We start from the raw sequence: 19,995 nt of genomic DNA on the forward strand, positions 1-19,995 counted from the left end.
AGTCAGTCTCGATCAACAGGGTCTGTATAATGGCCCGCTCAACGGGTTCGGCCAAGCCATCTCTATGCTGCGTATCTATTTCCGTCGTTTCATCAAGGCCGTGCTCTGGTTCATGGGCGTCAGCGTCGTGCTGGTGTTGATTTTTCGCGTGGTGCCACCGCCCGGGACCACGCTGATGGTCGAGCGCAAGATCGAATCCTGGATCGATGGCGAGCCCATCGACCTGCAACGCACCTGGAAACCCTGGGATGAAATCTCCGACGACCTGAAAGTCGCGGTGATTGCCGGTGAGGACCAGAAATTTCCCGAGCATTGGGGCTTTGACTTCGGCGCGATCCAGAAAGCACTGGCCCACAACGAGCTCGGCGGCACGATTCGTGGTGCCAGCACCCTAAGCCAGCAGGTGTCGAAGAACCTGTTCCTGTGGTCCGGCCGCAGCTGGCTGCGCAAAGGCCTGGAAGCCTGGTTTACCGGGTTGATCGAGGTGTTCTGGCCCAAACAGCGGATTCTTGAGGTGTACCTCAACAGCGTCGAGTGGGATGACGGGGTGTTTGGGGCAGAGGCGGCGGCCAGGCATCACTTCGGTGTCGGCGCCAAATCGTTGTCCCGGCAGCAGGCCAGCTTGCTGGCAGCGGTACTGCCCAACCCGCGGGTGTGGAGCGCCAGCCATCCGACCAATTACGTGGCGCGGCGCGCTGGCTGGATACGCCGGCAGATGAGCCAGCTCGGCGGGGACAGCTATCTGGTTGGCCTTAACGATTCGCGCAGGGCGCCTTGGTCCCAGTAACACTGCAAATCCCCTGTGGGAGCGGGCTTGCTCGCGAAAGCGGTGTATCAGACAGCATCTATGTCGACTGATACACCGCCTTCGCGAGCAAGCCCGCTCCCACATTGGTTTTGTGTCGTGAAGGAAATTTCGGGCACAAAAAAAACACCCCGATCAATGATCGGGGCGTTTTTTTGTTGCCTTCGTGCAGGTTACGCGGCGATCGACAACTTGAGCTTATTCATCGCGCTCTTCTCGAGCTGACGAATACGCTCGGCCGATACGTTGTACTTCTGCGCCAGGTCGTGCAGCGTGGACTTTTCTTCTGCCAGCCAGCGCTGGTAGAGGATGTCGCGGCTGCGGTCGTCCAGCACTTCCAGCGCTTCGTGCAGGTTGTGGTTGGAGTTGTCGCTCCAGTCGGCATCTTCCAGTTGACGGGCCGGGTCGTACCGGTGGTCTTCCAGATAGTTGGCCGGCGACTGGAAAGCGCTGTCGTCGTCGGCTTCGGCCGCCGGGTCGAAGGCCATGTCGTGACCGGTCAGGCGACTTTCCATCTCGCGCACTTCCCGCGGCTCGACGCCGAGGCTTTCCGCCACACGGTGGACTTCCTCGTTGTTCAGCCAGGCCAGGCGTTTTTTCTGGCTGCGCAGGTTGAAGAACAGCTTGCGCTGGGCCTTGGTGGTCGCGACTTTCACGATGCGCCAGTTACGCAGGATGAATTCGTGGATTTCCGCCTTGATCCAGTGCACGGCAAAGGACACCAGGCGCACGCCCATTTCCGGGTTGAAGCGCTTCACGGCCTTCATCAGGCCGACGTTACCTTCCTGGATCAGGTCAGCCTGGGCCAGGCCGTAGCCGGAATAGCTACGGGCGATATGTACGACAAAACGCAGGTGGGCGAGCACCATCTGCCGAGCCGCCTCAAGATCCTGCTCATAATAGAGACTCTCGGCCAGTTCACGCTCCTGCTCCGGCGTCAGCAATGGAATGCTGTTGACGGTGTGCACATAGGCCTCCAGGTTCGCACCCGGGACCAGAGCATATGCAGGCTGCAAAGAATTGGTCATACGAAAAAACCTCCCACTTACATACTCGTGCCAATGGCACTGCGAAAATTGACCGGAAACCGAAAGACAAGTTCCCCTAAAAACTGCAAGGTCAATCACGCGCAAAAAAGATTCTACTTCGGCGCCAGCTCCCTGAGATGACGTGCGACTGCAATCCATGCACCGATATAACCCAACAGCACCGCGCCAAGCAAGAGAGACAGACCGTCGGCAACCGGTACGCCGGCCAGTGCGAAATCACTGCCATATAAACCGGCCAGCCCGACCACTGCATCGTTCAACCAGTTCAGGCCGAACGCCAATACGCCCCAGGAAAGAATCCCCGCACCGAAACCGTAGAGCGCGCCCATATAAAGAAAGGGCCTGCGCACATAGCTGTCGGTGCCGCCTACGAGTTTAATCACTTCTATCTCTGTGCGGCGGTTTTCAATATGAAGACGAATGGTATTGCCTATCACCAAAAGTAATGCGGAAACCAGGAGCACGGTCAGACCGAAGACAAAACGGTCGCCCAGCTTGAGGATGGCTGCCAGACGCTCGACCCAGACTAGATCAAGCTGCGCCTGTTGTACCCTGGGCAGTTCGGAAAGTTTTTGTCTTAATGCTTCAAGGGTCGGCTTGTCGACCTCGGTCGGCGTCACCAGAACCACGCCAGGCAGCGGGTTTTCCGGCAGTTCCTTGAGCGCTTCACCCAGGCCGGACTGCTGCTGGAACTCTTCCAGCGCCTGATCGCGGCCGACGTATTCGGCATCTGCCACGCCAGGGATGCCCTTGATCTGTTCGCGCAGCGCCTCGCCGTCAGTCGGGCTGGCGTCGAGTTGCAGGTACAGGGAAATCTGCGCCGCGCGCTGCCATGAACCGCCCAGTCGCTCGACGTTACTTAGCAAAAGTGACAGCCCCATGGGCAAACTCAAGGCCACCGCCATCACCATGCAGGTGAAAAAGCTGCCGATGGGCTGCTTGCCCAGGCGGCGCAAGCTGTCCAGCAGGCTGGCGCGATGGCTCTCGATCCAGGCGCGCAACAGCGTGGCGAAGTCCGGGCCGTCATCGTCGTCGTGTTTTTTCTTCTTCGGTTGCGGGTCGGCAGCCTTGGGGGCCACGCGCTCGGAAACCTTTGGACTGCGGGTCGCACTCATTCGCCGGCCTCCCCATCGCCGATCAATCGGCCGCGTTGCAACGTCAGCATGCGGTGGCGCATGCGCGCGATCAGCGCCAGGTCGTGGCTGGCGATCAGCACGCTGGTGCCCAGGCGATTGATGTCTTCGAACACACCCATGATTTCCGCCGCCAGGCGCGGGTCGAGGTTACCGGTCGGTTCGTCCGCCAGCAGCAGGGCCGGGCGGTGCACGATGGCGCGGGCAATGCCGACGCGCTGTTGCTGACCGGTGGACAGGTCGCCGGGATACAGGTCGGTCTTGTCCGACAGCGCCACGCGCTCCAGGGCCGAGTCCACGCGCTTGGCGATTTCAGCCTTGGACAAACCGAGTATCTGCAACGGCAGCGCGACGTTGTTGAACACCGTGCGATCGAACAGCAACTGGTGGTTCTGGAACACCACGCCGATCTGCCGACGCAGGAAGGGAATCTGTGCGTTGCTGATGGTGCTCAGGTCTTGCCCGGCCAGCAGCAGCTTGCCACTGGTCGGGCGCTCCATGGCCAGCAGCAGTCGCAGCAAAGTGCTTTTGCCGGCGCCGGAATGGCCAGTGACGAACAAAAACTCGCCGCGACGGACCCGAAAGCTCAGCTCATGCAAGCCGACGTGACCGTTCGGGTAGCGTTTACCGACCTGTTCGAAACGAATCATGAACGCTCCCGCTCGGCAAACAGTGCCTGGACAAAGGGTTCAGCTTCAAAAGTGCGCAGATCGTCGATGCCTTCACCGACGCCGATGTAGCGGATCGGCAGGCCGAACTGCTTGGCCAGGGCGAAAATCACCCCGCCCTTGGCGGTGCCGTCGAGCTTGGTCAGCGCCAGGCCGGTCAGTTCGACGGTCTGGTTGAATTGCTTGGCCTGGTTGATGGCGTTCTGGCCGGTTCCGGCATCGAGTACCAGCAACACCTCGTGCGGTGCGTCGGCATCGAGCTTGCTGATCACCCGGCGAACCTTCTTCAGTTCTTCCATCAGGTTGTCTTTGGTGTGCAGGCGACCGGCGGTATCGGCGATCAGCACATCGATGCCACGGGCCTTGGCGGCCTGTACGGCGTCGAAGATCACCGAAGCCGAGTCGGCGCCGGTGTGCTGGGCGATGACCGGAATCTTGTTGCGCTCGCCCCAGACCTGCAATTGCTCGACGGCGGCGGCGCGGAAGGTGTCGCCGGCGGCGAGCATGACTTTCTTGCCTTCCAGCTGCAGTTTTTTCGCCAGCTTGCCGATCGTGGTGGTTTTACCGGCGCCGTTGACGCCCACCACCAGGATCACGAACGGCTTGTTCTGCGAGGTGATTTTCAGCGGTTGCTCGACGGGCTTGAGCATGGCTGCCAGCTCGCCCTGCAAGGATTTGTACAACGCGTCGGCATCGGCCAGCTCCTTGCGTGCGACCTTCTGGGTCAGGCGCTGGATGATCACTGAAGTGGCTTCGACGCCAACGTCAGCGGTCAGCAGGCGGGTTTCGAGGTCATCGAGCAGCTCGTCATCGATGGCTTTCCTGCCCAGGAACAAGCTGGCCATGCCTTCGCCGATGCTGGCGCTGGTCTTGGACAGGCCTTGCTTGAGGCGGGCGAAGAAACCGGCTTTGCTTTCCTCGGAGCGTACTGGCTCGGCTGGAACTTCGACTGGCGCTTCGACGGGGGCGGCGGCGACAGGCGTAATAACAGGTACAGGTACAGGTGCAGGCTCTGGCGCCTGGACAATCGGTACAACCGGCGGAACAAATACAGGGGCCGCAGGCGTTGGCGCAGCCTCGACCACGGGCGCAGCGACCGGCTCGATCACTGGAGCCCGAACCGGCTCCGGCGTCCACGCAGCAGGTGCCGGAATCGGCGGCGTCACATGCGGCGCCTGCTCGTCTTCGACCAGCGCCACCGGCTCTTCCGCCACCGGCAAGGTCAGCCAAGGCTCGGCGGCCGGAGTCAGCGGCAGTTCGGCGACGATTTCAGGTGCAGGCTCGACAACCGGTTGCAGCACCGGCTCGGCGATCGGCAACACCACCGGCGCAGGTTCGGCGTCTATCACCGGCGCAGGCGTTGGCTCAGGAAGTGGCTGTGGCTGTTCGACGACGGGTTCCTGCGGCTTTTTGCGCAGCCATCCGAACAGGCTTTTCTTTTCACCAGCCGCAGCTGGGGTCTTCTTGTCGTCGTTGGAACCAAACATGGAGGACGGCTATCTCACGGTAGCGACGCGCCAACGGGCGCCCCGGCAAATAAAAATTCGATGCAGAACAGACTGCGATTGACCCAGCTTGTTCACGCGCAACATTTTGTCGAGGTGCCAACGGCACCTTACAAAAACGATTTCACTAAGGACAGATGCGGAAAAATCGGCGAAAAAGCAGAGTCTAGTTGATAAACCACAGCCTTTTGCCGCAAACCCAAACAACCTGATCAAACGCAAAGGCCTGATAGGCGTGGCCGCCAGTAAAACGGATCAGTATCCTAGCACCCTCTCGCCCGCTGACGCTAAGACCATGCGGGCAGCCCCAAAGGTTTAAAAACGAATGAATGCTCTAGCCCGCCGCGCCGCAGGCCTGCTGCTCAGCACAGTTTGCCTGCCCCTTTCGGCCCTGGCGGCCGACCCGCAACCGACCCACGAATTCACCCTCGACAACGGCTTGAAGGTCGTCGTGCGCGAAGACCATCGCGCACCGGTGGTGGTTTCCCAGGTCTGGTACAAGGTTGGCTCCAGCTACGAGACGCCAGGTCAGACCGGCCTGTCCCATGCCCTGGAACACATGATGTTCAAGGGCAGCGAGAAAGTCGGCCCCGGCGAAGCGTCGCTGATCCTGCGCGACCTCGGTGCCGAAGAGAACGCCTTCACCAGCGACGACTTCACTGCGTACTACCAGGTCCTGGCCCGCGACCGCCTGGGCGTGGCCTTCGAACTTGAAGCCGACCGCATGGCCAGCCTGCGCCTGCCGCCCGACGAGTTCGCCCGGGAAATCGAAGTCATTAAAGAAGAACGGCGCCTGCGCACCGACGACAAGCCCATGTCCAAGGCCTACGAGCGCTTCAAGGCCATGGCCTATCCGGCCAGCGGCTATCACACGCCGACCATTGGCTGGATGGCGGACCTGGACCGGATGAAAGTCGAAGAGCTGCGACACTGGTACCAATCCTGGTACGTGCCGAACAACGCCACGCTGGTGGTGGTCGGCGACGTGACGCCGGACGAGGTCAAGACCCTGGCCCAGCGCTACTTCGGCCCGATCGCCAAACGCGAGGTGCCGGCGGCGAAGATTCCGCTGGAGCTGGCCGAGCCCGGCGAACGCCAGATCACCCTGCACGTGAAGACCCAATTACCCAGCCTGATGCTGGCCTTCAACGTACCGAGCATCGCGACCGCCGAAGACAAACGCCTGGTCAACGCCTTGCGCCTGATCTCGGCGCTGCTCGATGGCGGCTACAGCGGACGCATCCCGACTCAACTGGAGCGCGGTGAAGAACTGCTGTCCGGCGGTTCGTCGAGCTACGACGCCTATACCCGTGGCGACAGCCTGTTCACCCTGTCGGCCACCCCCAACAGCCAGAAGAAAAAGACCATCGCCCAGGCCGAAGCCGGTTTGTGGAAGCTGCTTGAGCAACTGAAGACCACCGCGCCGACCAGCGAAGAACTGGAACGCGTACGGGCCCAGGTCATCGCCGGGCTGGTCTACGAGCGTGATTCCATCACCAGCCAGGCCACGGCCATCGGCCAGCTGGAAACCGTCGGCCTGTCGTGGAAACTGATGGACAGCGAGCTCGCCGACCTGGAAAGCGTGACTCCGCAAGATATCCAGAACGCCGCCAAGCTGTATTTCACCCGCGAACGTCTCAGCGTCGCCCATGTACTGCCAGAGGAGACGACTCATGAGTGAGCGTAAAAAACCGCGCCTGGCCCTGTTCGGCCTGATCGCCGTCGCCCTGATCGGGTCGGCCGCGTTCTATTTTTCCAAGACCGACCAGACCAATGCCAGCGAGGCGCTGGACAAGGCCAAGGCCAGCCAGAAGCTGCAATCGCTGACCGAGCTCAACGGCAAGGCGCCGAGCCACCGCAAGCTCGACGTGCAAACCTGGAACACCGCCGAAGGCGCCAAGGTGCTGTTCGTTGAAGCCCGCGAACTGCCGATGTTCGACATGCGCCTGATCTTTGCCGCCGGCAGCAGCCAGGACGGCGACGCACCAGGCCTGGCGCTGCTGACCAATGCCATGCTCAACGAAGGCGTGGCCGGCAAGGATGTCAGCGTCATCGCCCAGGGTTTTGAAGGGCTGGGGGCCGATTTCGGCAACGGCGCCTACAAGGACATGGCGGTTGCCTCCCTGCGCAGCCTCAGTGCTGCAGACAAGCGTGAACCGGCGCTGAAGCTGTTCGCCGAAGTCGTCGGCAAACCGACCTTCCCCGCCGACTCGTTTACCCGCATCAAGAACCAGATGCTCGCGGGCTTCGAATACCAGAAACAGAACCCCGGCAAACTCGCCAGCCTTGAACTGATGAACCGCTTGTACGGCGATCATCCCTACGCGCACGCCAGCGATGGTACGGCGCAAACCGTTCCGGCCGTCACCCTCGCGCAATTGCGCGCGTTCCACCAGAAAGCCTATGCCGCGGGCAACGTGGTGATCGCGCTGGTCGGCGACCTGTCCCGCGCCGAAGCCGAAGCCATTGCCGCGCAGGTCAGCGCCGCCCTGCCCAAAGGTCCGGCCCTGCCGAAGATCGAGCAACCCGCCGAACCCAAGGCCAGCATCGGCCACATCGAGTTCCCGTCCAAGCAGACCAACCTGATGCTCGCGCAACTGGGCATCGACCGTGACGATCCGGATTTCGCGGCCCTGTCCATGGGCAACCAGATCCTCGGCGGTGGCGGTTTCGGTACCCGATTGATGAGCGAAGTACGCGAAAAACGTGGCCTGGCGTATGGTGTGTACTCGGGTTTCAGCCCGATGCAGGCACGCGGTCCGTTCATGATCAACCTGCAGACTCGCGCCGAAATGAGCGAAGGCACCCTGAAACTGGTGCAGGATGTGCTCGCCGACTACCTCAAGACCGGCCCGACCGAAAAAGAACTCGACGACGCCAAGCGCGAACTGGCCGGCAGCTTCCCGCTGTCCACCGCCAGCAACGCCGATATCGTCGGCCAGCTGGGCGCGATCGGCTTCTACAACTTGCCGCTCAGTCACCTGGAAGACTTCATGCAGCAGTCGCAGAACCTGACCGTCGAGCAGGTCAAGGCGGCCATGAACAAACACCTGAGCACGGATAAACTGGTCATCGTCAGCGCTGGCCCGACCGTGCCGCAAAAGCCGTTACCGGCCCCAACTGATAAACCCGCCGAGCAGCCGCTCGGGGTTCCGGAGCATTAATGGCCACCTCTCGCCCAAAAAAACCTGTCCACAACGTCCATAACGGCGTGAACCAGCTGCGCATCATCGGCGGCGAATGGCGCAGCCGCAAACTGAGCTTCCCTGACGCGCCGGGCCTGCGCCCGACGCCGGACCGGGTGCGTGAAACCCTGTTCAACTGGCTTGCACCCTACGTCCCGGGCGCCAAGGTGCTCGATCCGTTCACCGGCAGCGGCGCGCTGTTTCTCGAAGCCCTGTCCCGCGGCGCCGCCATGGGCCAGGCGCTGGATGCCAGCAGCCTTGCGGTGTCCAGCCTCAAGGAGCATCTGGGTACGCTGCGCTGCACCACCGGCCAGGTCCAGACCGCCGACGCCCTGCGCTATCTGGAAACCCAGCCAGCGGTCGCCTACGACCTGGTCTTCCTCGACCCGCCGTTCAACCAGAACCTGCTGCCCGCCGTCTGCGCGCTGCTCGAAGAGCGCCAGTGGCTGGCCGAAGATGCCTGGGTGTACACCGAAAGCGAAAGCGCGCCGTCGACCCTCGGCCTGCCAGGCAACTGGCGCCTGCACCGGGAGCAAAAATCCGGGCGGGTCTATTATTCGTTATGGCAACGTATGGCAGAGATCGCCGGTTAATCGACCGGCCTGAACAAGGCGCGCGCCTCAATGCAGGCGGGCGCCACTGCATCGAGACGAATCGTGTCCCATCCGCCAGATCGCTTCACCCCGGCCTTCGGCCTCGGCAATCCGCACTTGCAGACCTTGTGGGGTCCGCTGTGGCGCAAAACCACCCACCTCGAACGTGAACGTGAGCGCCTGTGGCTCGAAGATGGCGACTTCCTCGACCTCGACTGGCATGGCCCGCACAGTGTCGATGCGCCTTTGGTGCTGGTGTTGCACGGGCTGACCGGTTCGTCGAATTCGCCTTACGTCGCCGGAATACAAAAAGCCCTGGGTGACCAAGGCTGGGCCAGTGTCGCCCTGAACTGGCGCGGCTGCTCCGGCGAACCCAATCTGTTGCCGCGTAGCTACCATTCCGGCGCCAGTGAAGACCTGGCCGAAACCATCAGGCACCTGCGGGCCAAGCGTCCGCTCGCGCCGCTGTATGCCGTCGGGTATTCCCTGGGTGGCAATGTGCTGCTCAAGCACCTGGGCGAAACCGGCAGTGCCAGCGGCGTACGCGGTGCGGTGGCGGTGTCGGTGCCGTTTCGCCTGGACCAGTGCGCCGACCGCATCGGCCAGGGTTTCTCCAAGGTCTATCAGGCGCACTTCATGCGCGAGATGCTGGCCTACATCAAGAACAAGCAACGCCAGTTCCAGCACGACGGACGCGAGGACGGCCTCGCGGCCCTCGCTGCGCTGGGCTCCCTGGAAAACATGCGCACGTTCTGGGATTTCGATGGCCGGGTAACCGCACCGCTCAATGGTTTCACTGACGCCGAGGATTATTATCGCCGCGCCTCGAGCCGCTACTTCCTCGGCGAGATCTGTACGCCAACCCTGATCATCCAGGCCGCCGATGACCCCTTCGTATTCCCCCATAGCCTGCCGCAAGCCGACGAGTTGTCGGCTTGCACGCAATTCGAATTGCAGGCCCGGGGCGGGCACGTCGGGTTCGTCGATGGCTCGTTCCGCCAACCGGGGTACTACCTGGAACGGCGTATCCCGCAGTGGCTGGCCAGCATGGGTCGCGAGTAGGCCATGGGCATTGCGCAGGGCGAATCCATTCACTTCTGGCAAACGGCGCCGTTGGCCGGGATCGAGCTGTTGTCGGCCCGCTACATCGAGCAGCGCTTCGCCCCCCATGTACATGACGGCTATGTGATCGGCATGATCATGGCCGGCGCCCAGCGTTACCGTTATCGCGGCGCCGAACACCTGGCAGGCAGCGGCACCCTGGTGCTGATCAACCCCGATGAACTGCACACAGGCCACAAGGGCACGGAAGACGGCTGGTTGTACCGGGCGTTTTATCCGGACAGCGGGCAGATGCTGTCGCTGCTGGCCGAACTCGAATTGCCCACCCACCATCTGCCGGCGTTCGGCGCCACCTTGTACCGCGATCTGGACCTGGTGAATGGCTTCTGCCAATTGCATCGCTTGCTGGAAAGCCCGGCCACCGCACTGCAACAACAGACGGCTTGGCGAGAACTGGTGCTGTCACTGCTGCAGCGTCACGCAGCGGTTCCTGATGCTGGCAAACCGGGCAAGGAACACCGGGCGGTGACATTGGCCAAGGACCTGCTGCACGCGCAATTGGCGGCGCCGCCCTCGCTTGAAGAACTGGCAGCGGCGGTGAACCTGTCGCCCTTCCACTTCGCCCGGGTGTTCCGCCGCGCCACCGGCATGCCGCCGCACACCTGGCTGATGCAACAGCGCATCGCTAGGGCGCGGGGGTTATTGCAGGGTGGTTGCTTGCCCCTGGAAGTGGCGACGCAACTGGGGTTCGCCGACCAGAGTCATCTGAGTCGGCAGTTCAAGCAGGTGTATGGGGTGGGGCCTGGGGCGTATCGCAACGCGCGCCTTTAAAAGATCGCAGCCTGCGGCAGCTCCTACAGGTCGACGCAAACCCATGTAGGAGCTGCCGCAGGCTGCGATCTTTTGATCTTCATTCGCCAGTGGCGATCCCGCGAGCAGGATCATTGATCCACTCGCTCCACGACCCGGCATACAGCGCCGCCAACGGATAACCCGCCAGGCACAACGCGAACAGGTTATGGCACGCCGTCACGCCGGACCCGCAGTACGCCACCAGATCGGCCGGCGAGCGATCACCCAGCTTCGCGGCAAAACGCTGCTTGAGCTGGTCGGCTGGCAGGAACCGCCCGTCGCTGCCCAGGTTGTCGGTGAAGGCCGCACATTGCGCACCGGGAATGTGCCCGGCAATCGGATCGATCGGTTCGACTTCGCCCTTGAAGCGCGGCAAGGCGCGGGCATCGAGCAGGGTCAGTTCGGGTCGGGCCAGACGCTTGTGCAACTGCTCGGCGCTGAGGACCAACGCGTTGTCCGGTTTCCCGGTAAAGGTGCCACGGCTGTTCGACGCAGGATCGAGGCTCAGGGGCAGCCCCGCCGCGTGCCAGGCCTTGAGGCCGCCATCGAGGATGAACACCCCGTCACGCTTGCCCAGCCAGGCCAGCAGCCACCAGGCCCGCGCCGCGAAAGCACCCGGGCCATCGTCGTACAAGACCACTTCGCTGTCGGCGTTGATGCCCCAGGCTTGCAGGCGCTCGATCAGGTCCGCCGGCTCGGGCAATGGATGACGCCCGGTCACACCCTTGACCACTTTTCCACTCAGATCACGCTCAAGATCGGCAAAAGCCGACCCGCCGATGTGCCCTTGCGCATAGCTGCGCTGGCCATAATCCAGGTCTTCGAGGGCAAAACGACAATCCAGAATCACCAACCCCGGCTGGTCCTTTTTCAGGTCCAGTGCTTGCGGGCTGATCAGTTGCGCAATGGGCATAACGGGCTCCTGTGATGGGCGATTTCGATCGTGCGGCAGGCTTTATTTCATACTTCTTCCAGCGCCTGGGCCAGCGGCACGTAAAACTCTTCAAACAGCGCAGCGACCGCATCACGCGCCTGGTCCGTGACGAACCCGGCCTCCAGCACCAGCACCTGGTAGACGCCGCGCTTGATGGCCTGCTCGCTGAGGTGGCTGGAGTTTTCCCGCGTGGTGCACAAAAAACGTACCCAGGAGGTGAGGATGATCCAGGCATTGATCGTCAGGGACTCGATCTGTACCCGATCCATCTTGAGGATGCCGGCGGCGACAAAACCTTCGTAGATGGCAGCGCCCTGAATCACGCAGCGCTGGGAAAAACGCCGGTAGCGGGCGGCCAGTTCCGGGTCACTGTCGAGCAGGTGCTCCAGGTCCCTGTGCAGGAACCGGTAGCGCCACATGGCCGACAACAGCTCCTTGAGGTAGAAGCGCTTGTCTTCCACCGTGGCAGCGCGCCCATGTGGTGGACGCAGGAAACTGTCCACCAGGCTCTCATACTCACTGAACAGCACGGCGATGATCGCCTGCTTGTTAGGGAAGTGGTAGTACAGGTTGCCCGGAGAAATTTCCATATGGGCGGCGATGTGGTTGGTGCTGATGCTGCGCTCGCCCTGCTGGTTGAACAGCTCCAGGCTGTTCTGCACGATGCGCTCGCTGGTTTTGATCCGTGGGGCCATGGCTTGAGCTTAAATTCAGAGTGCGGTGAGGGGCATCTTACGGCCTATCCGCCAGCGGATAAAACAAAGCGATGCCGAGGAGAGCATTTGACTTTTTAGAGTATAGACTCTAAAAATGCCCTCATTACAATAAATCCGGAGCCGACCATGACTGCTGACATTTCCTACCTGCAAAATCTCCAGCAGCCTCTGGACGAGCTCCAGGCCCTGTTCGACGCACAGCGCGCGGCCTATGCCGGCAACCCGATGCCACCCGCGGCCCAGCGCCAGCAATGGCTCAAGGCACTACGGGATTTGCTGAACACCGAACGTCAGGCCCTGATCGATGCGATCAGCCAGGATTTCAGCCACCGCAGCGCCGATGAAACCCTGCTCGCCGAACTGATGCCCAGCCTGCACGGCATCCATTACGCCAGCCGCCACCTCAAGGGCTGGATGCGCGAGTCGCGGCGCAAGGTCGGTGTCGCCTTTCAGCCGGCCTCGGCGAAGGTGGTCTACCAGCCACTGGGTGTGGTCGGGGTGATCGTGCCGTGGAACTATCCGCTGTACCTGGCCATCGGGCCCTTGGTCGGTGCGTTGTCGGCGGGTAACCGGGTGATGCTCAAGCTCAGCGAATCGACCCCGGCCACCGGCTTGCTGCTCAAGGCATTGTTCGCGCGGATCTTCCCCGAAGACCTGGTGTGCGTGGTGCTGGGCGAAGCCGATATCGGCGTGGCGTTTTCGCGCCTGCCTTTCGATCACCTGCTGTTCACTGGCGCCACCAGCATCGGCAAGCACGTGATGCGTGCGGCGGCGGAAAACCTGACGCCGGTCACGCTGGAGCTGGGCGGCAAGTCCCCGGCCATCGTTTCCAAGGACGTACCGCTCAAGGATGCCGCCGAACGCATCGCGTTCGGCAAGACCCTCAATGCCGGCCAGACCTGCGTGGCCCCGGATTACGTGCTGGTGCCGGAAGATCGCGTCGACGCTTTCGTGGAGGCCTACCGGCAGGCGGTCCGCGGCTTTTATCCGACCCTCGCCGACAACCCGGACTACACCGCGATCATCAATGACCGACAACTGGCGCGACTCAACGGCTACGTCAGCGACGCCACCGACAAAGGTGCGCAACTGATCCCGTTGTTCGATCAAGGCCAGGGCCGGCGCATGGGGCATAGCCTGCTGCTCAACGTCAGCGACGACATGACGGTGATGCAGGACGAGATCTTCGGCCCGCTGTTGCCGATCGTGCCGTACAAGCATCTGGACCAGGCGTTTGCCTACATCAACCAGCGCCCTCGCCCACTGGCGCTGTACTACTTCGGCTACGACAAGCGCGAACAGAACCGCGTGCTCAACGAGACCCACTCCGGCGGTGTATGCCTCAACGACACCCTGCTGCACGTGGCCCAGGATGACATGCCGTTCGGCGGCATCGGCGCTTCAGGCATGGGCCACTACCACGGCCACGAAGGTTTCCTGACCTTCAGCAAGGCCAAGGGTGTGCTGGTCAAGCAACGCTTCAACGCGGCGAAGCTGATCTACCCGCCCTACGGCAAATCCATTCAGAAACTGATCCAGAAGCTGTTTATCCGCTAACGATGGTCACCCTCGGGTAATAACAAGAATGCACCCAAGCCTGTCCGATACCCCCGCGCTGTCACGGCGCGGCCTGCTCAAATTCAGCCTCGGCGCCAGCGCCTTTCTTGCCACTGCCGGGTTGGGGGCCAGTCTGAGTGGCTGCTCATCGAGTTCGCCTGCCAGTGGTTTCGCGGCACTGCGCAGTGGCGACCTGGCGTTTCTGCGCGCCCTTGTCCCGGTGCTGCTTGAAGGCGCCGTGGCTGCCCAGCAGATGCCCGGCGCCGTCGAGGGCACCCTGAAAAGCCTCGATTACAACCTCGATCACCTATCGCCGGAAATGCTCAAGCTCACCCGACAATTGTTCGACGTGCTGGGCATGGCCGTCACCCGCGGACCGCTGACCGGGATCTGGGGCAGTTGGGAAAACGCCGCTGCCGAGGATATACGGCACTTCCTCGATCGCTGGGAAAACAGCTCGTTGAGCCTGCTGCGCATGGGCCACAGTTCATTGGTGCAACTGGTGATGATGGCCTGGTATGGGCGCAAGGAATCGTGGGCGCATTGCGGGTATCCGGGGCCACCGACGGTTTGAACCGGGTCGCCCCCTTCGCGAGCAAGCCCGCTCCCACAGGTTTTCGATGTGTCTCACCTTTTGTAAACGACTCAACCCCTGTGGGAGCCGGGCTTGCCCGCGATGGCGTCAGCCGCCTCACCACCGCATCCAAACCATAACAATTAGAGAACATTAAGATGCCCGTACCCGACCCGTTCCGCGAAGGCATGGCCCGTGGCTGGAAAACCCACAACGGCGCCCAATTGACCCAGGACCTGACCCTCGAAGCGGATGTGGCGATCATCGGCAGCGGTGCCGGCGGCGGGACCACGGCCGAAATCCTCAGCACCGCCGGTTACAAGGTGCTGCTGATCGAGGAAGGCCCGCTCAAGACCAGCAGCGACTTCAAACTGCTCGAAGACCAGGCCTACGCCAGCCTCTATCAGGAAGGCATCGGCCGCATGAGCAAGGATGGCGCGATCACCATCCTCCAGGGCCGGGCGGTGGGCGGCACTACGCTGATCAACTGGACTTCGAGCTTTCGAACACCAGAACCCACGCTCGAACACTGGGCTAAAGAACACAATGTGAAGGGCCACTCCCCCGCTGAAATGGCGCCCTGGTTCGAAAAAATGGAACAGCGCCTGGGCGTCGCTCCATGGATGGTGCCGCCCAATGCCAACAACGACGTGATCCGCAAGGGCTGCGAGAAGCTCGGATATAGCTGGCATGTCATCCCACGCAATGTGCGCGGCTGCTGGAACCTCGGCTATTGCGGTATGGGCTGCCCGACCAACGCCAAGCAATCGATGATGGTCACGACCATTCCGGCCACCCTGGAAAACGGCGGCGAGCTGCTCTACCTGGCCCGCGCCGAAAAGCTCCTGATCAGCGGTGACAAGGTCACCGGCCTGCAATGCGTGGCAATGGACGAGCGTTGCGTCGAGCCCACCGGTCGCAAGATCATGGTCAAGGCGCGGCATTACGTGCTGGCGGGCGGCGGGATCAACAGCCCGGCATTGCTGCTGCGCTCCGGGGCACCCGACCCGCACCAACGCGTGGGCAAGCGCACCTTCCTGCACCCGGTGAACATGTCCGCCGCGTTGTTCGACGAAGTGGTCAACCCCTTCTATGGCGCGCCGCAGTCGATCTACTCCGACCATTTCCAATGGCAGGACGGCACCACCGGCAAAATGGCCTACAAACTGGAGGTTCCACCGCTGCACCCGGCATTGGCGACCACGCTGCTGGGCGGTTTCGGCCAGGAAAACGCGCAACACATGGCCAATCTGCCGCATACCCACGCCATGCTCGCGCTGCTGCGCGACGGTTTTCACCCCGACAGCCAGGGCGGCACTGTGCAGTTGCGCGGCGACGACACCCCCGTGCTCGATTATCAGGTGTCTGCCTATGCCTGGGACGGATTGCGCCGGGCCTTCCACAGCATGGCCGAAATCCAGTTTGCTGGCGGTGCCAGGGCCGTGATGCCGATGCACGCCGACGCGCGTTATGTGAACACCCTCGCCGAAGCTCGCACCTTGATCGACAGCTTGAGCCTGGAGTTGTACCGCACGCGGCTCGGCAGTGCGCATGTGATGGGCGGCTGCGCGATGGGCGAAGAGCCGAAAAATGCAGTCACCGACAGCCTCGGCCGGCATCATCAACTGGCCAATCTGTCGATTCATGACGGCTCGCTCTTCCCCACCAGTATTGGCGCAAACCCGCAGTTGTCGGTCTATGGGCTGACGGCGCAGCTGGCGACTTCCCTGGCCGAGCGTTTAAAAAACCCATGAAAAATACGATTATTCTGATCGTCTATAGTGCGTTCTTACCCAAAAGGCGACTTGGCCGACCGGTTAGGCTGCGATACCATCCGAGTCCCCAACGCACTCCCGCCAGGACGACGCGATGAACCGAGTGTTGTACCCAGGTACCTTCGACCCTATTACCAAGGGCCATGGCGATCTGGTCGAACGCGCCTCGCGCCTGTTCGATCACGTGATCATTGCTGTCGCCGCCAGCCCGAAGAAAAACCCGTTGTTCCCCATGGAACAGCGTGTGGAACTGGCTCGCGAGGTCACCAAACATCTGCCGAACGTAGAAGTCGTCGGCTTCTCGACGCTGCTGGCGCACTTTGCCAAAGAGCAGAATGCCAACGTGTTCCTGCGTGGATTGCGCGCCGTGTCGGACTTCGAATACGAGTTCCAGTTGGCCAACATGAACCGCCAGCTGGCCCCGGATGTGGAAAGCCTGTTTCTTACCCCGTCCGAGCGTTATTCGTTCATTTCTTCGACCTTGGTCCGTGAAATTGCAGCCCTGGGCGGCGATATCACCAAGTTCGTGCACCCGGTGGTGGCGGACGCCCTGACCCAACGCTTCAAGAAGTAATACCCGGACTGTAGGAGCCGGCTTGCTGGCGATCAATGCAACGCGGTGTACCCTGACACACCGCCATCGCCAGCAAGCCGGCTCCTGCAGAACGTCGCGCCCGCGTGCATAGCGCTCACCAATGCGGCACAATTACGCGCATTGATTTATTGCGCCCGGGCCTGCCGCCCCGGCTGGAGTTAGCATGTCCCTGATCATCACCGACGATTGCATCAACTGCGACGTCTGCGAACCCGAGTGCCCCAACGCCGCCATTTCCCAGGGCGAAGAAATCTACGTGATCGACCCGAACCTGTGCACCCAGTGCGTCGGCCACTACGACGAACCGCAGTGCCAGCAGGTTTGCCCGGTGGATTGCATTCCGCTGGACGAAGCCCATCCGGAGACTGAAGAGCAGTTGATGGAGAAGTACCGCAAGATTACCGGCAAGGCTTGAAAGATCGCAGCCTGCGGCAGCTCCTACAGAGATCGCATTCCCCTGTAGGAGCTGCCGAAGGCTGCGATCTTTTGCTTTTCAGGTCTGACAGCGCGGGCAAAACACGCTGGCGCGCTGTCCGAGTTTCACCTCACGCAACTGCGTACCACAGACCTTGCAGTGCTCGGCACCACGGCCGTACACGAACAGCTCCTGCTGGAAATAGCCCGGCTGCCCATCCCCGCCGATAAAGTCGCGCAGCGTGGTGCCGCCACGCTCGATGGCGGCTGCCAGAATGCGCTTGATCTCGATCGCCAGCTTCAGGTATCGCGCCCGGGAAATGCTCCCGGCTTCGCGACGCGGGTCGATACCGGCGGCGAACAATGCTTCGGTCGCATAGATATTGCCGACGCCGACCACCACCGCGTTGTCCATGATGAACGGCTTGACCGCCATCGAGCGCCCGCGGGACAGCTGGAACAGCCGCTCGCCGTCGAACAGGTCGGTCAGCGGCTCCGGCCCCAGGCGAATCAGCAGCTCATGATTGAGCGGATCGAGGCTCCACAGCATTGCACCGAACCGCCGCGGGTCGGTGTAGCGCAAGGCCAGGCCCGATTCCAGCTCGATATCCACATGCTCATGCTTGGCGGCCGGCAGGCCGGCTTCCACCAGGCGCAAATTCCCCGACATGCCCAAATGGCTGATCAAGGTGCCGACCTCGGCATTGATCAACAGGTACTTGGCGCGCCGCTCCACCAACACGATGCGCTGGCCCGACAGACGCACATCGAGGTCTTCGGGAATCGGCCAGCGCAGGCGCCGATCACGCACGATCACCCGGCTGACGCGCTGGCCTTCCAGGTGCGGCGCAATCCCGCGGCGGGTGGTTTCGACTTCTGGCAGTTCAGGCATGGGGCTCTCGAATCAGGCGCTCGGTGAGAAGAGATTCGCCACTCAGCGGTGAGCGCCGAGGTCGCGAATCGTCTGCTTGAGGGTTTCGAAATCGTAATCCGAGAGGCCGACGTAATCGAGCACCAAATGACCGATGCTGTTCCACTCGTGGTCTTCGGGCTGGTTGCCCAGCACCCGGTAAGACGCACAAATATGCTCGGCCATTTTCAGGATCGCCAACAGGTTTTTCAGGGCGCTGTTGCGCGATGACTCATCGCTGAATATCGCCAGGGCATTGTGATGATTGGCGATCGCGGCAGACACGTGATCCGGCAGGCGCCAGGACTTGGCCGTGTAGTACCCGACCACGGCGTGGTTGGTGTTGAACGCCTGGTTCTCGGTGTCCACCACCCGGCAATCGGGACCGGCGTTGGCATAGGCCTGTTCCAGCACGCTCATGTAGTTGGGGAACCGCTGCAGCATCAGCGGCACGCCGCAGTCGTGGAACAACCCCAGGGCATAGGCTTCATCGCCGGCCTGGGCGCCAATGCGCTTGGCCAGGGTCAGGCAGGTCATCGCCACGTCCTGGGCGGTGTCCCAGAACCGGTTCAGGGTGACGATGGTGTCGTCGTTCATCTCGCCCTTGATCGACTGCGCGTTGATCAGGTTGATGATCGAACGGCTGCCCAGCAGATTCACCGCGCGCTGGATCGAAGCGATCTTGTTGCTCAGGCCGTAATACGGCGAGTTGACGATTTTCAGCAGGGAGCCAGAGAGCCCCGGGTCCTGGGAAATCAGCTTCGCGATCACTTCCAGATCCGGGTCGGGCATGTACTGCTCCATCTGCAGATCCACCATGATCTGCGGTTGGGCCGGCACACTGATGCCTTGCAGGGATTGCTGGATTTGTTCGGGCGTCAGCTCTTGGGACATAAGTACACACTCTGGGACAGGCGCGGATTCTAACCTTTATGACATTGGATCCGACATACCAGCGAGCACATCGCCGGAACTTTCATTCCAGACCTGGCTTCGGACTTTGTAACGCTCACGGGCGAATCATTCTCTCAAGTCAGGAGCTTTTTCATGTCCAATTCCCTGAATGGCAAACGCGTCGCGATACTGGTGACCAATGGGTTCGAGCAGGTCGAACTGACCGGGCCGAAAGAAGCGCTGGAGCAGGCCGGCGCCCAGGTCGACATACTTTCCGCGAAGGAAGGCCAGGTCAAAGGCTGGAACCACGATAAACCGGCGGACGACTTCAAGGTCGACCGGACCTTCCGCTCGGCCAGCATCGAAGAATACGACGCCGTGGTCCTGCCGGGCGGCGTGCAGAATTCCGACACCATCCGCATCGACCAGGATGCCCAGCACCTGGTCAAGATGGGCACCTCTGCCGGCAAGCCGATCGCGGTCATCTGCCATGGCGGCTGGCTGCTGGTTTCGGCCGGGCTGGTCAATGGCAAGACCATGACCAGCTACAAGACGCTCAAGGACGATCTGGTGAATGCCGGCGCCCACTGGGTCGACAAGGAAGTGGTCACCGACGGAACACTGATCAGCAGCCGCCAGCCGGATGACATTCCGGCGTTCAACCGTGAGTTGATTCAGTTGTTGTCGGCGTAGTACCCAAAACCGCTATCGCGAGCAAGCTCGCTCCCACAGGGCAACGTATTCCCCTGTGGGAGCGGGCTTGCTCGCGAAGAG

Annotated in this window: 20 protein-coding genes; 12 read left to right on the plus strand and 8 right to left on the minus strand. The window is 61.9% G+C overall.

What is annotated here, in order from left to right; genetic code table 11:
• The first annotated feature begins 64 nt into the window (after positions 1-64).
• Positions 65-787, plus strand: coding sequence for a monofunctional biosynthetic peptidoglycan transglycosylase (gene mtgA, locus NPS56_RS17040; RefSeq protein ID WP_274075663.1), 723 nt, complete (start codon positions 65-67; stop codon positions 785-787).
• 191 nt (positions 788-978) lie between these two features.
• Here mtgA and rpoH read toward each other — a convergent pair whose 3' ends face one another.
• The 4 genes from rpoH to ftsY all read right to left on the minus strand — a co-directional run bounded on the left by rpoH (position 979) and on the right by ftsY (position 5,142).
• A complete protein-coding gene (gene rpoH, locus NPS56_RS17045) occupies positions 979-1,833 on the minus strand; it encodes an RNA polymerase sigma factor RpoH (protein ID WP_008065085.1) in 855 nt (284 codons plus the stop codon).
• Positions 1,834-1,946: 113 nt separating this feature from the next.
• Positions 1,947-2,969 (minus strand): permease-like cell division protein FtsX, encoded by a 1,023-nt coding sequence (gene ftsX / locus NPS56_RS17050; RefSeq protein WP_274075664.1) that lies wholly within the window; start codon positions 2,967-2,969, stop codon positions 1,947-1,949.
• On the minus strand, positions 2,966-3,637 hold the full coding sequence (gene ftsE, locus NPS56_RS17055) for a cell division ATP-binding protein FtsE (RefSeq protein ID WP_008065082.1): 672 nt from the start codon (positions 3,635-3,637) through the stop codon (positions 2,966-2,968). The genes ftsX and ftsE overlap by 4 nt, the downstream gene beginning before the upstream one ends.
• Positions 3,634-5,142 carry a signal recognition particle-docking protein FtsY gene (gene ftsY / locus NPS56_RS17060; protein ID WP_274075665.1) on the minus strand — a complete coding sequence of 503 codons (1,509 nt, stop codon included), beginning with the start codon at positions 5,140-5,142 and terminating at the stop codon, positions 3,634-3,636. Before ftsY ends, ftsE begins: the two co-directional genes overlap by 4 nt.
• Before the next feature lie 343 nt (positions 5,143-5,485).
• Here ftsY and NPS56_RS17065 point away from each other — a divergent pair, with 343 nt between their 5' ends.
• From NPS56_RS17065 to NPS56_RS17085, 5 genes are all read left to right on the plus strand, one after another.
• A complete protein-coding gene (locus tag NPS56_RS17065; RefSeq protein WP_274075666.1) occupies positions 5,486-6,841 on the plus strand; it encodes a M16 family metallopeptidase in 1,356 nt (451 codons plus the stop codon).
• On the plus strand, positions 6,834-8,324 hold the full coding sequence (locus NPS56_RS17070) for a M16 family metallopeptidase (protein ID WP_274075667.1): 1,491 nt from the start codon (positions 6,834-6,836) through the stop codon (positions 8,322-8,324). Before NPS56_RS17065 ends, NPS56_RS17070 begins: the two co-directional genes overlap by 8 nt.
• The gene (rsmD, locus tag NPS56_RS17075; RefSeq protein WP_274075668.1) at positions 8,324-8,938 is read left to right on the plus strand and encodes a 16S rRNA (guanine(966)-N(2))-methyltransferase RsmD; all 615 of its coding nucleotides are present in this window, start codon (positions 8,324-8,326) and stop codon (positions 8,936-8,938) included. The genes NPS56_RS17070 and rsmD overlap by 1 nt, the downstream gene beginning before the upstream one ends.
• 63 nt (positions 8,939-9,001) lie before the next feature.
• Positions 9,002-10,000, plus strand: a complete 999-nt coding sequence (locus tag NPS56_RS17080; RefSeq protein ID WP_274075669.1) for a hydrolase — start codon at positions 9,002-9,004, stop codon at positions 9,998-10,000.
• 3 nt (positions 10,001-10,003) lie between these two features.
• A complete protein-coding gene (locus tag NPS56_RS17085) occupies positions 10,004-10,831 on the plus strand; it encodes an AraC family transcriptional regulator (RefSeq protein WP_274075670.1) in 828 nt (275 codons plus the stop codon).
• A gap of 79 nt (positions 10,832-10,910) precedes the next feature.
• Here the strand turns inward: NPS56_RS17085 and NPS56_RS17090 are convergent, their stop codons facing one another.
• Together NPS56_RS17090 and NPS56_RS17095 are read right to left on the minus strand one after the other, a co-directional pair.
• Positions 10,911-11,765, minus strand: coding sequence for a sulfurtransferase (locus tag NPS56_RS17090; protein ID WP_274075671.1), 855 nt, complete (start codon positions 11,763-11,765; stop codon positions 10,911-10,913).
• A gap of 47 nt (positions 11,766-11,812) precedes the next feature.
• A complete protein-coding gene (locus NPS56_RS17095; protein ID WP_274075672.1) occupies positions 11,813-12,481 on the minus strand; it encodes a TetR/AcrR family transcriptional regulator in 669 nt (222 codons plus the stop codon).
• Between the two features lie 147 nt (positions 12,482-12,628).
• On the opposite strand from NPS56_RS17095, the gene NPS56_RS17100 reads away from it, so the two are divergent.
• The 5 genes from NPS56_RS17100 to NPS56_RS17120 all read left to right on the plus strand — a co-directional run bounded on the left by NPS56_RS17100 (position 12,629) and on the right by NPS56_RS17120 (position 17,418).
• Complete coding sequence (locus tag NPS56_RS17100; RefSeq protein ID WP_274075673.1) at positions 12,629-14,059, plus strand: coniferyl aldehyde dehydrogenase; 1,431 nt, start codon at positions 12,629-12,631, stop codon at positions 14,057-14,059.
• A gap of 28 nt (positions 14,060-14,087) precedes the next feature.
• Positions 14,088-14,633: a twin-arginine translocation pathway signal protein gene (locus tag NPS56_RS17105; protein ID WP_274075674.1), complete on the plus strand. Its 546-nt coding sequence runs from the start codon at positions 14,088-14,090 to the stop codon at positions 14,631-14,633.
• 158 nt (positions 14,634-14,791) lie between these two features.
• Positions 14,792-16,387 carry a GMC family oxidoreductase gene (locus tag NPS56_RS17110; protein ID WP_274075675.1) on the plus strand — a complete coding sequence of 532 codons (1,596 nt, stop codon included), beginning with the start codon at positions 14,792-14,794 and terminating at the stop codon, positions 16,385-16,387.
• Between the two features lie 115 nt (positions 16,388-16,502).
• The gene (coaD, locus tag NPS56_RS17115; protein WP_274075676.1) at positions 16,503-16,982 is read left to right on the plus strand and encodes a pantetheine-phosphate adenylyltransferase; all 480 of its coding nucleotides are present in this window, start codon (positions 16,503-16,505) and stop codon (positions 16,980-16,982) included.
• Positions 16,983-17,166: 184 nt separating this feature from the next.
• Positions 17,167-17,418 carry a YfhL family 4Fe-4S dicluster ferredoxin gene (locus NPS56_RS17120; protein WP_003195146.1) on the plus strand — a complete coding sequence of 84 codons (252 nt, stop codon included), beginning with the start codon at positions 17,167-17,169 and terminating at the stop codon, positions 17,416-17,418.
• A 78-nt stretch (positions 17,419-17,496) separates the two neighbouring features.
• Here NPS56_RS17120 and mutM read toward each other — a convergent pair whose 3' ends face one another.
• Both mutM and NPS56_RS17130 read right to left on the minus strand, forming a co-directional pair.
• Entirely contained in the window at positions 17,497-18,309 is an 813-nt protein-coding gene (gene mutM, locus NPS56_RS17125) for a bifunctional DNA-formamidopyrimidine glycosylase/DNA-(apurinic or apyrimidinic site) lyase (protein ID WP_274075677.1), read from the minus strand.
• A 42-nt stretch (positions 18,310-18,351) separates the two neighbouring features.
• The gene (locus NPS56_RS17130; RefSeq protein ID WP_274075697.1) at positions 18,352-19,167 is read right to left on the minus strand and encodes an HDOD domain-containing protein; all 816 of its coding nucleotides are present in this window, start codon (positions 19,165-19,167) and stop codon (positions 18,352-18,354) included.
• A 207-nt stretch (positions 19,168-19,374) separates the two neighbouring features.
• Between NPS56_RS17130 and NPS56_RS17135 the strand changes: the two genes are divergently transcribed.
• Positions 19,375-19,914 (plus strand): type 1 glutamine amidotransferase domain-containing protein, encoded by a 540-nt coding sequence (locus tag NPS56_RS17135; protein ID WP_274075678.1) that lies wholly within the window; start codon positions 19,375-19,377, stop codon positions 19,912-19,914.
• Positions 19,915-19,995: the final 81 nt, after the last annotated feature.

Source organism: Pseudomonas putida (assembly GCF_028682635.1).
Lineage (GTDB): Bacteria > Pseudomonadota > Gammaproteobacteria > Pseudomonadales > Pseudomonadaceae > Aquipseudomonas > Aquipseudomonas putida_AE.

What these genes read in the sequence shown, in the direction of transcription:
- mtgA (WP_274075663.1), top strand. Translation starts at nt 65, where the DNA reads ATGCTGCGTATCTATTTCCGTCGTTTCATCAAGGCCGTGCTCTGGTTC.
- rpoH (WP_008065085.1), bottom strand. Translation starts at nt 1,833, where the DNA reads ATGACCAATTCTTTGCAGCCTGCATATGCTCTGGTCCCGGGTGCGAAC.
- ftsX (WP_274075664.1), bottom strand. Translation starts at nt 2,969, where the DNA reads ATGAGTGCGACCCGCAGTCCAAAGGTTTCCGAGCGCGTGGCCCCCAAG.
- ftsE (WP_008065082.1), bottom strand. Translation starts at nt 3,637, where the DNA reads ATGATTCGTTTCGAACAGGTCGGTAAACGCTACCCGAACGGTCACGTC.
- ftsY (WP_274075665.1), bottom strand. Translation starts at nt 5,142, where the DNA reads ATGTTTGGTTCCAACGACGACAAGAAGACCCCAGCTGCGGCTGGTGAA.
- NPS56_RS17065 (WP_274075666.1), top strand. Translation starts at nt 5,486, where the DNA reads ATGAATGCTCTAGCCCGCCGCGCCGCAGGCCTGCTGCTCAGCACAGTT.
- NPS56_RS17070 (WP_274075667.1), top strand. Translation starts at nt 6,834, where the DNA reads ATGAGTGAGCGTAAAAAACCGCGCCTGGCCCTGTTCGGCCTGATCGCC.
- rsmD (WP_274075668.1), top strand. Translation starts at nt 8,324, where the DNA reads ATGGCCACCTCTCGCCCAAAAAAACCTGTCCACAACGTCCATAACGGC.
- NPS56_RS17085 (WP_274075670.1), top strand. Translation starts at nt 10,004, where the DNA reads ATGGGCATTGCGCAGGGCGAATCCATTCACTTCTGGCAAACGGCGCCG.
- NPS56_RS17090 (WP_274075671.1), bottom strand. Translation starts at nt 11,765, where the DNA reads ATGCCCATTGCGCAACTGATCAGCCCGCAAGCACTGGACCTGAAAAAG.
- NPS56_RS17095 (WP_274075672.1), bottom strand. Translation starts at nt 12,481, where the DNA reads ATGGCCCCACGGATCAAAACCAGCGAGCGCATCGTGCAGAACAGCCTG.
- NPS56_RS17100 (WP_274075673.1), top strand. Translation starts at nt 12,629, where the DNA reads ATGACTGCTGACATTTCCTACCTGCAAAATCTCCAGCAGCCTCTGGAC.
- NPS56_RS17105 (WP_274075674.1), top strand. Translation starts at nt 14,088, where the DNA reads ATGCACCCAAGCCTGTCCGATACCCCCGCGCTGTCACGGCGCGGCCTG.
- NPS56_RS17110 (WP_274075675.1), top strand. Translation starts at nt 14,792, where the DNA reads ATGCCCGTACCCGACCCGTTCCGCGAAGGCATGGCCCGTGGCTGGAAA.
- coaD (WP_274075676.1), top strand. Translation starts at nt 16,503, where the DNA reads ATGAACCGAGTGTTGTACCCAGGTACCTTCGACCCTATTACCAAGGGC.
- NPS56_RS17120 (WP_003195146.1), top strand. Translation starts at nt 17,167, where the DNA reads ATGTCCCTGATCATCACCGACGATTGCATCAACTGCGACGTCTGCGAA.
- mutM (WP_274075677.1), bottom strand. Translation starts at nt 18,309, where the DNA reads ATGCCTGAACTGCCAGAAGTCGAAACCACCCGCCGCGGGATTGCGCCG.
- NPS56_RS17135 (WP_274075678.1), top strand. Translation starts at nt 19,375, where the DNA reads ATGTCCAATTCCCTGAATGGCAAACGCGTCGCGATACTGGTGACCAAT.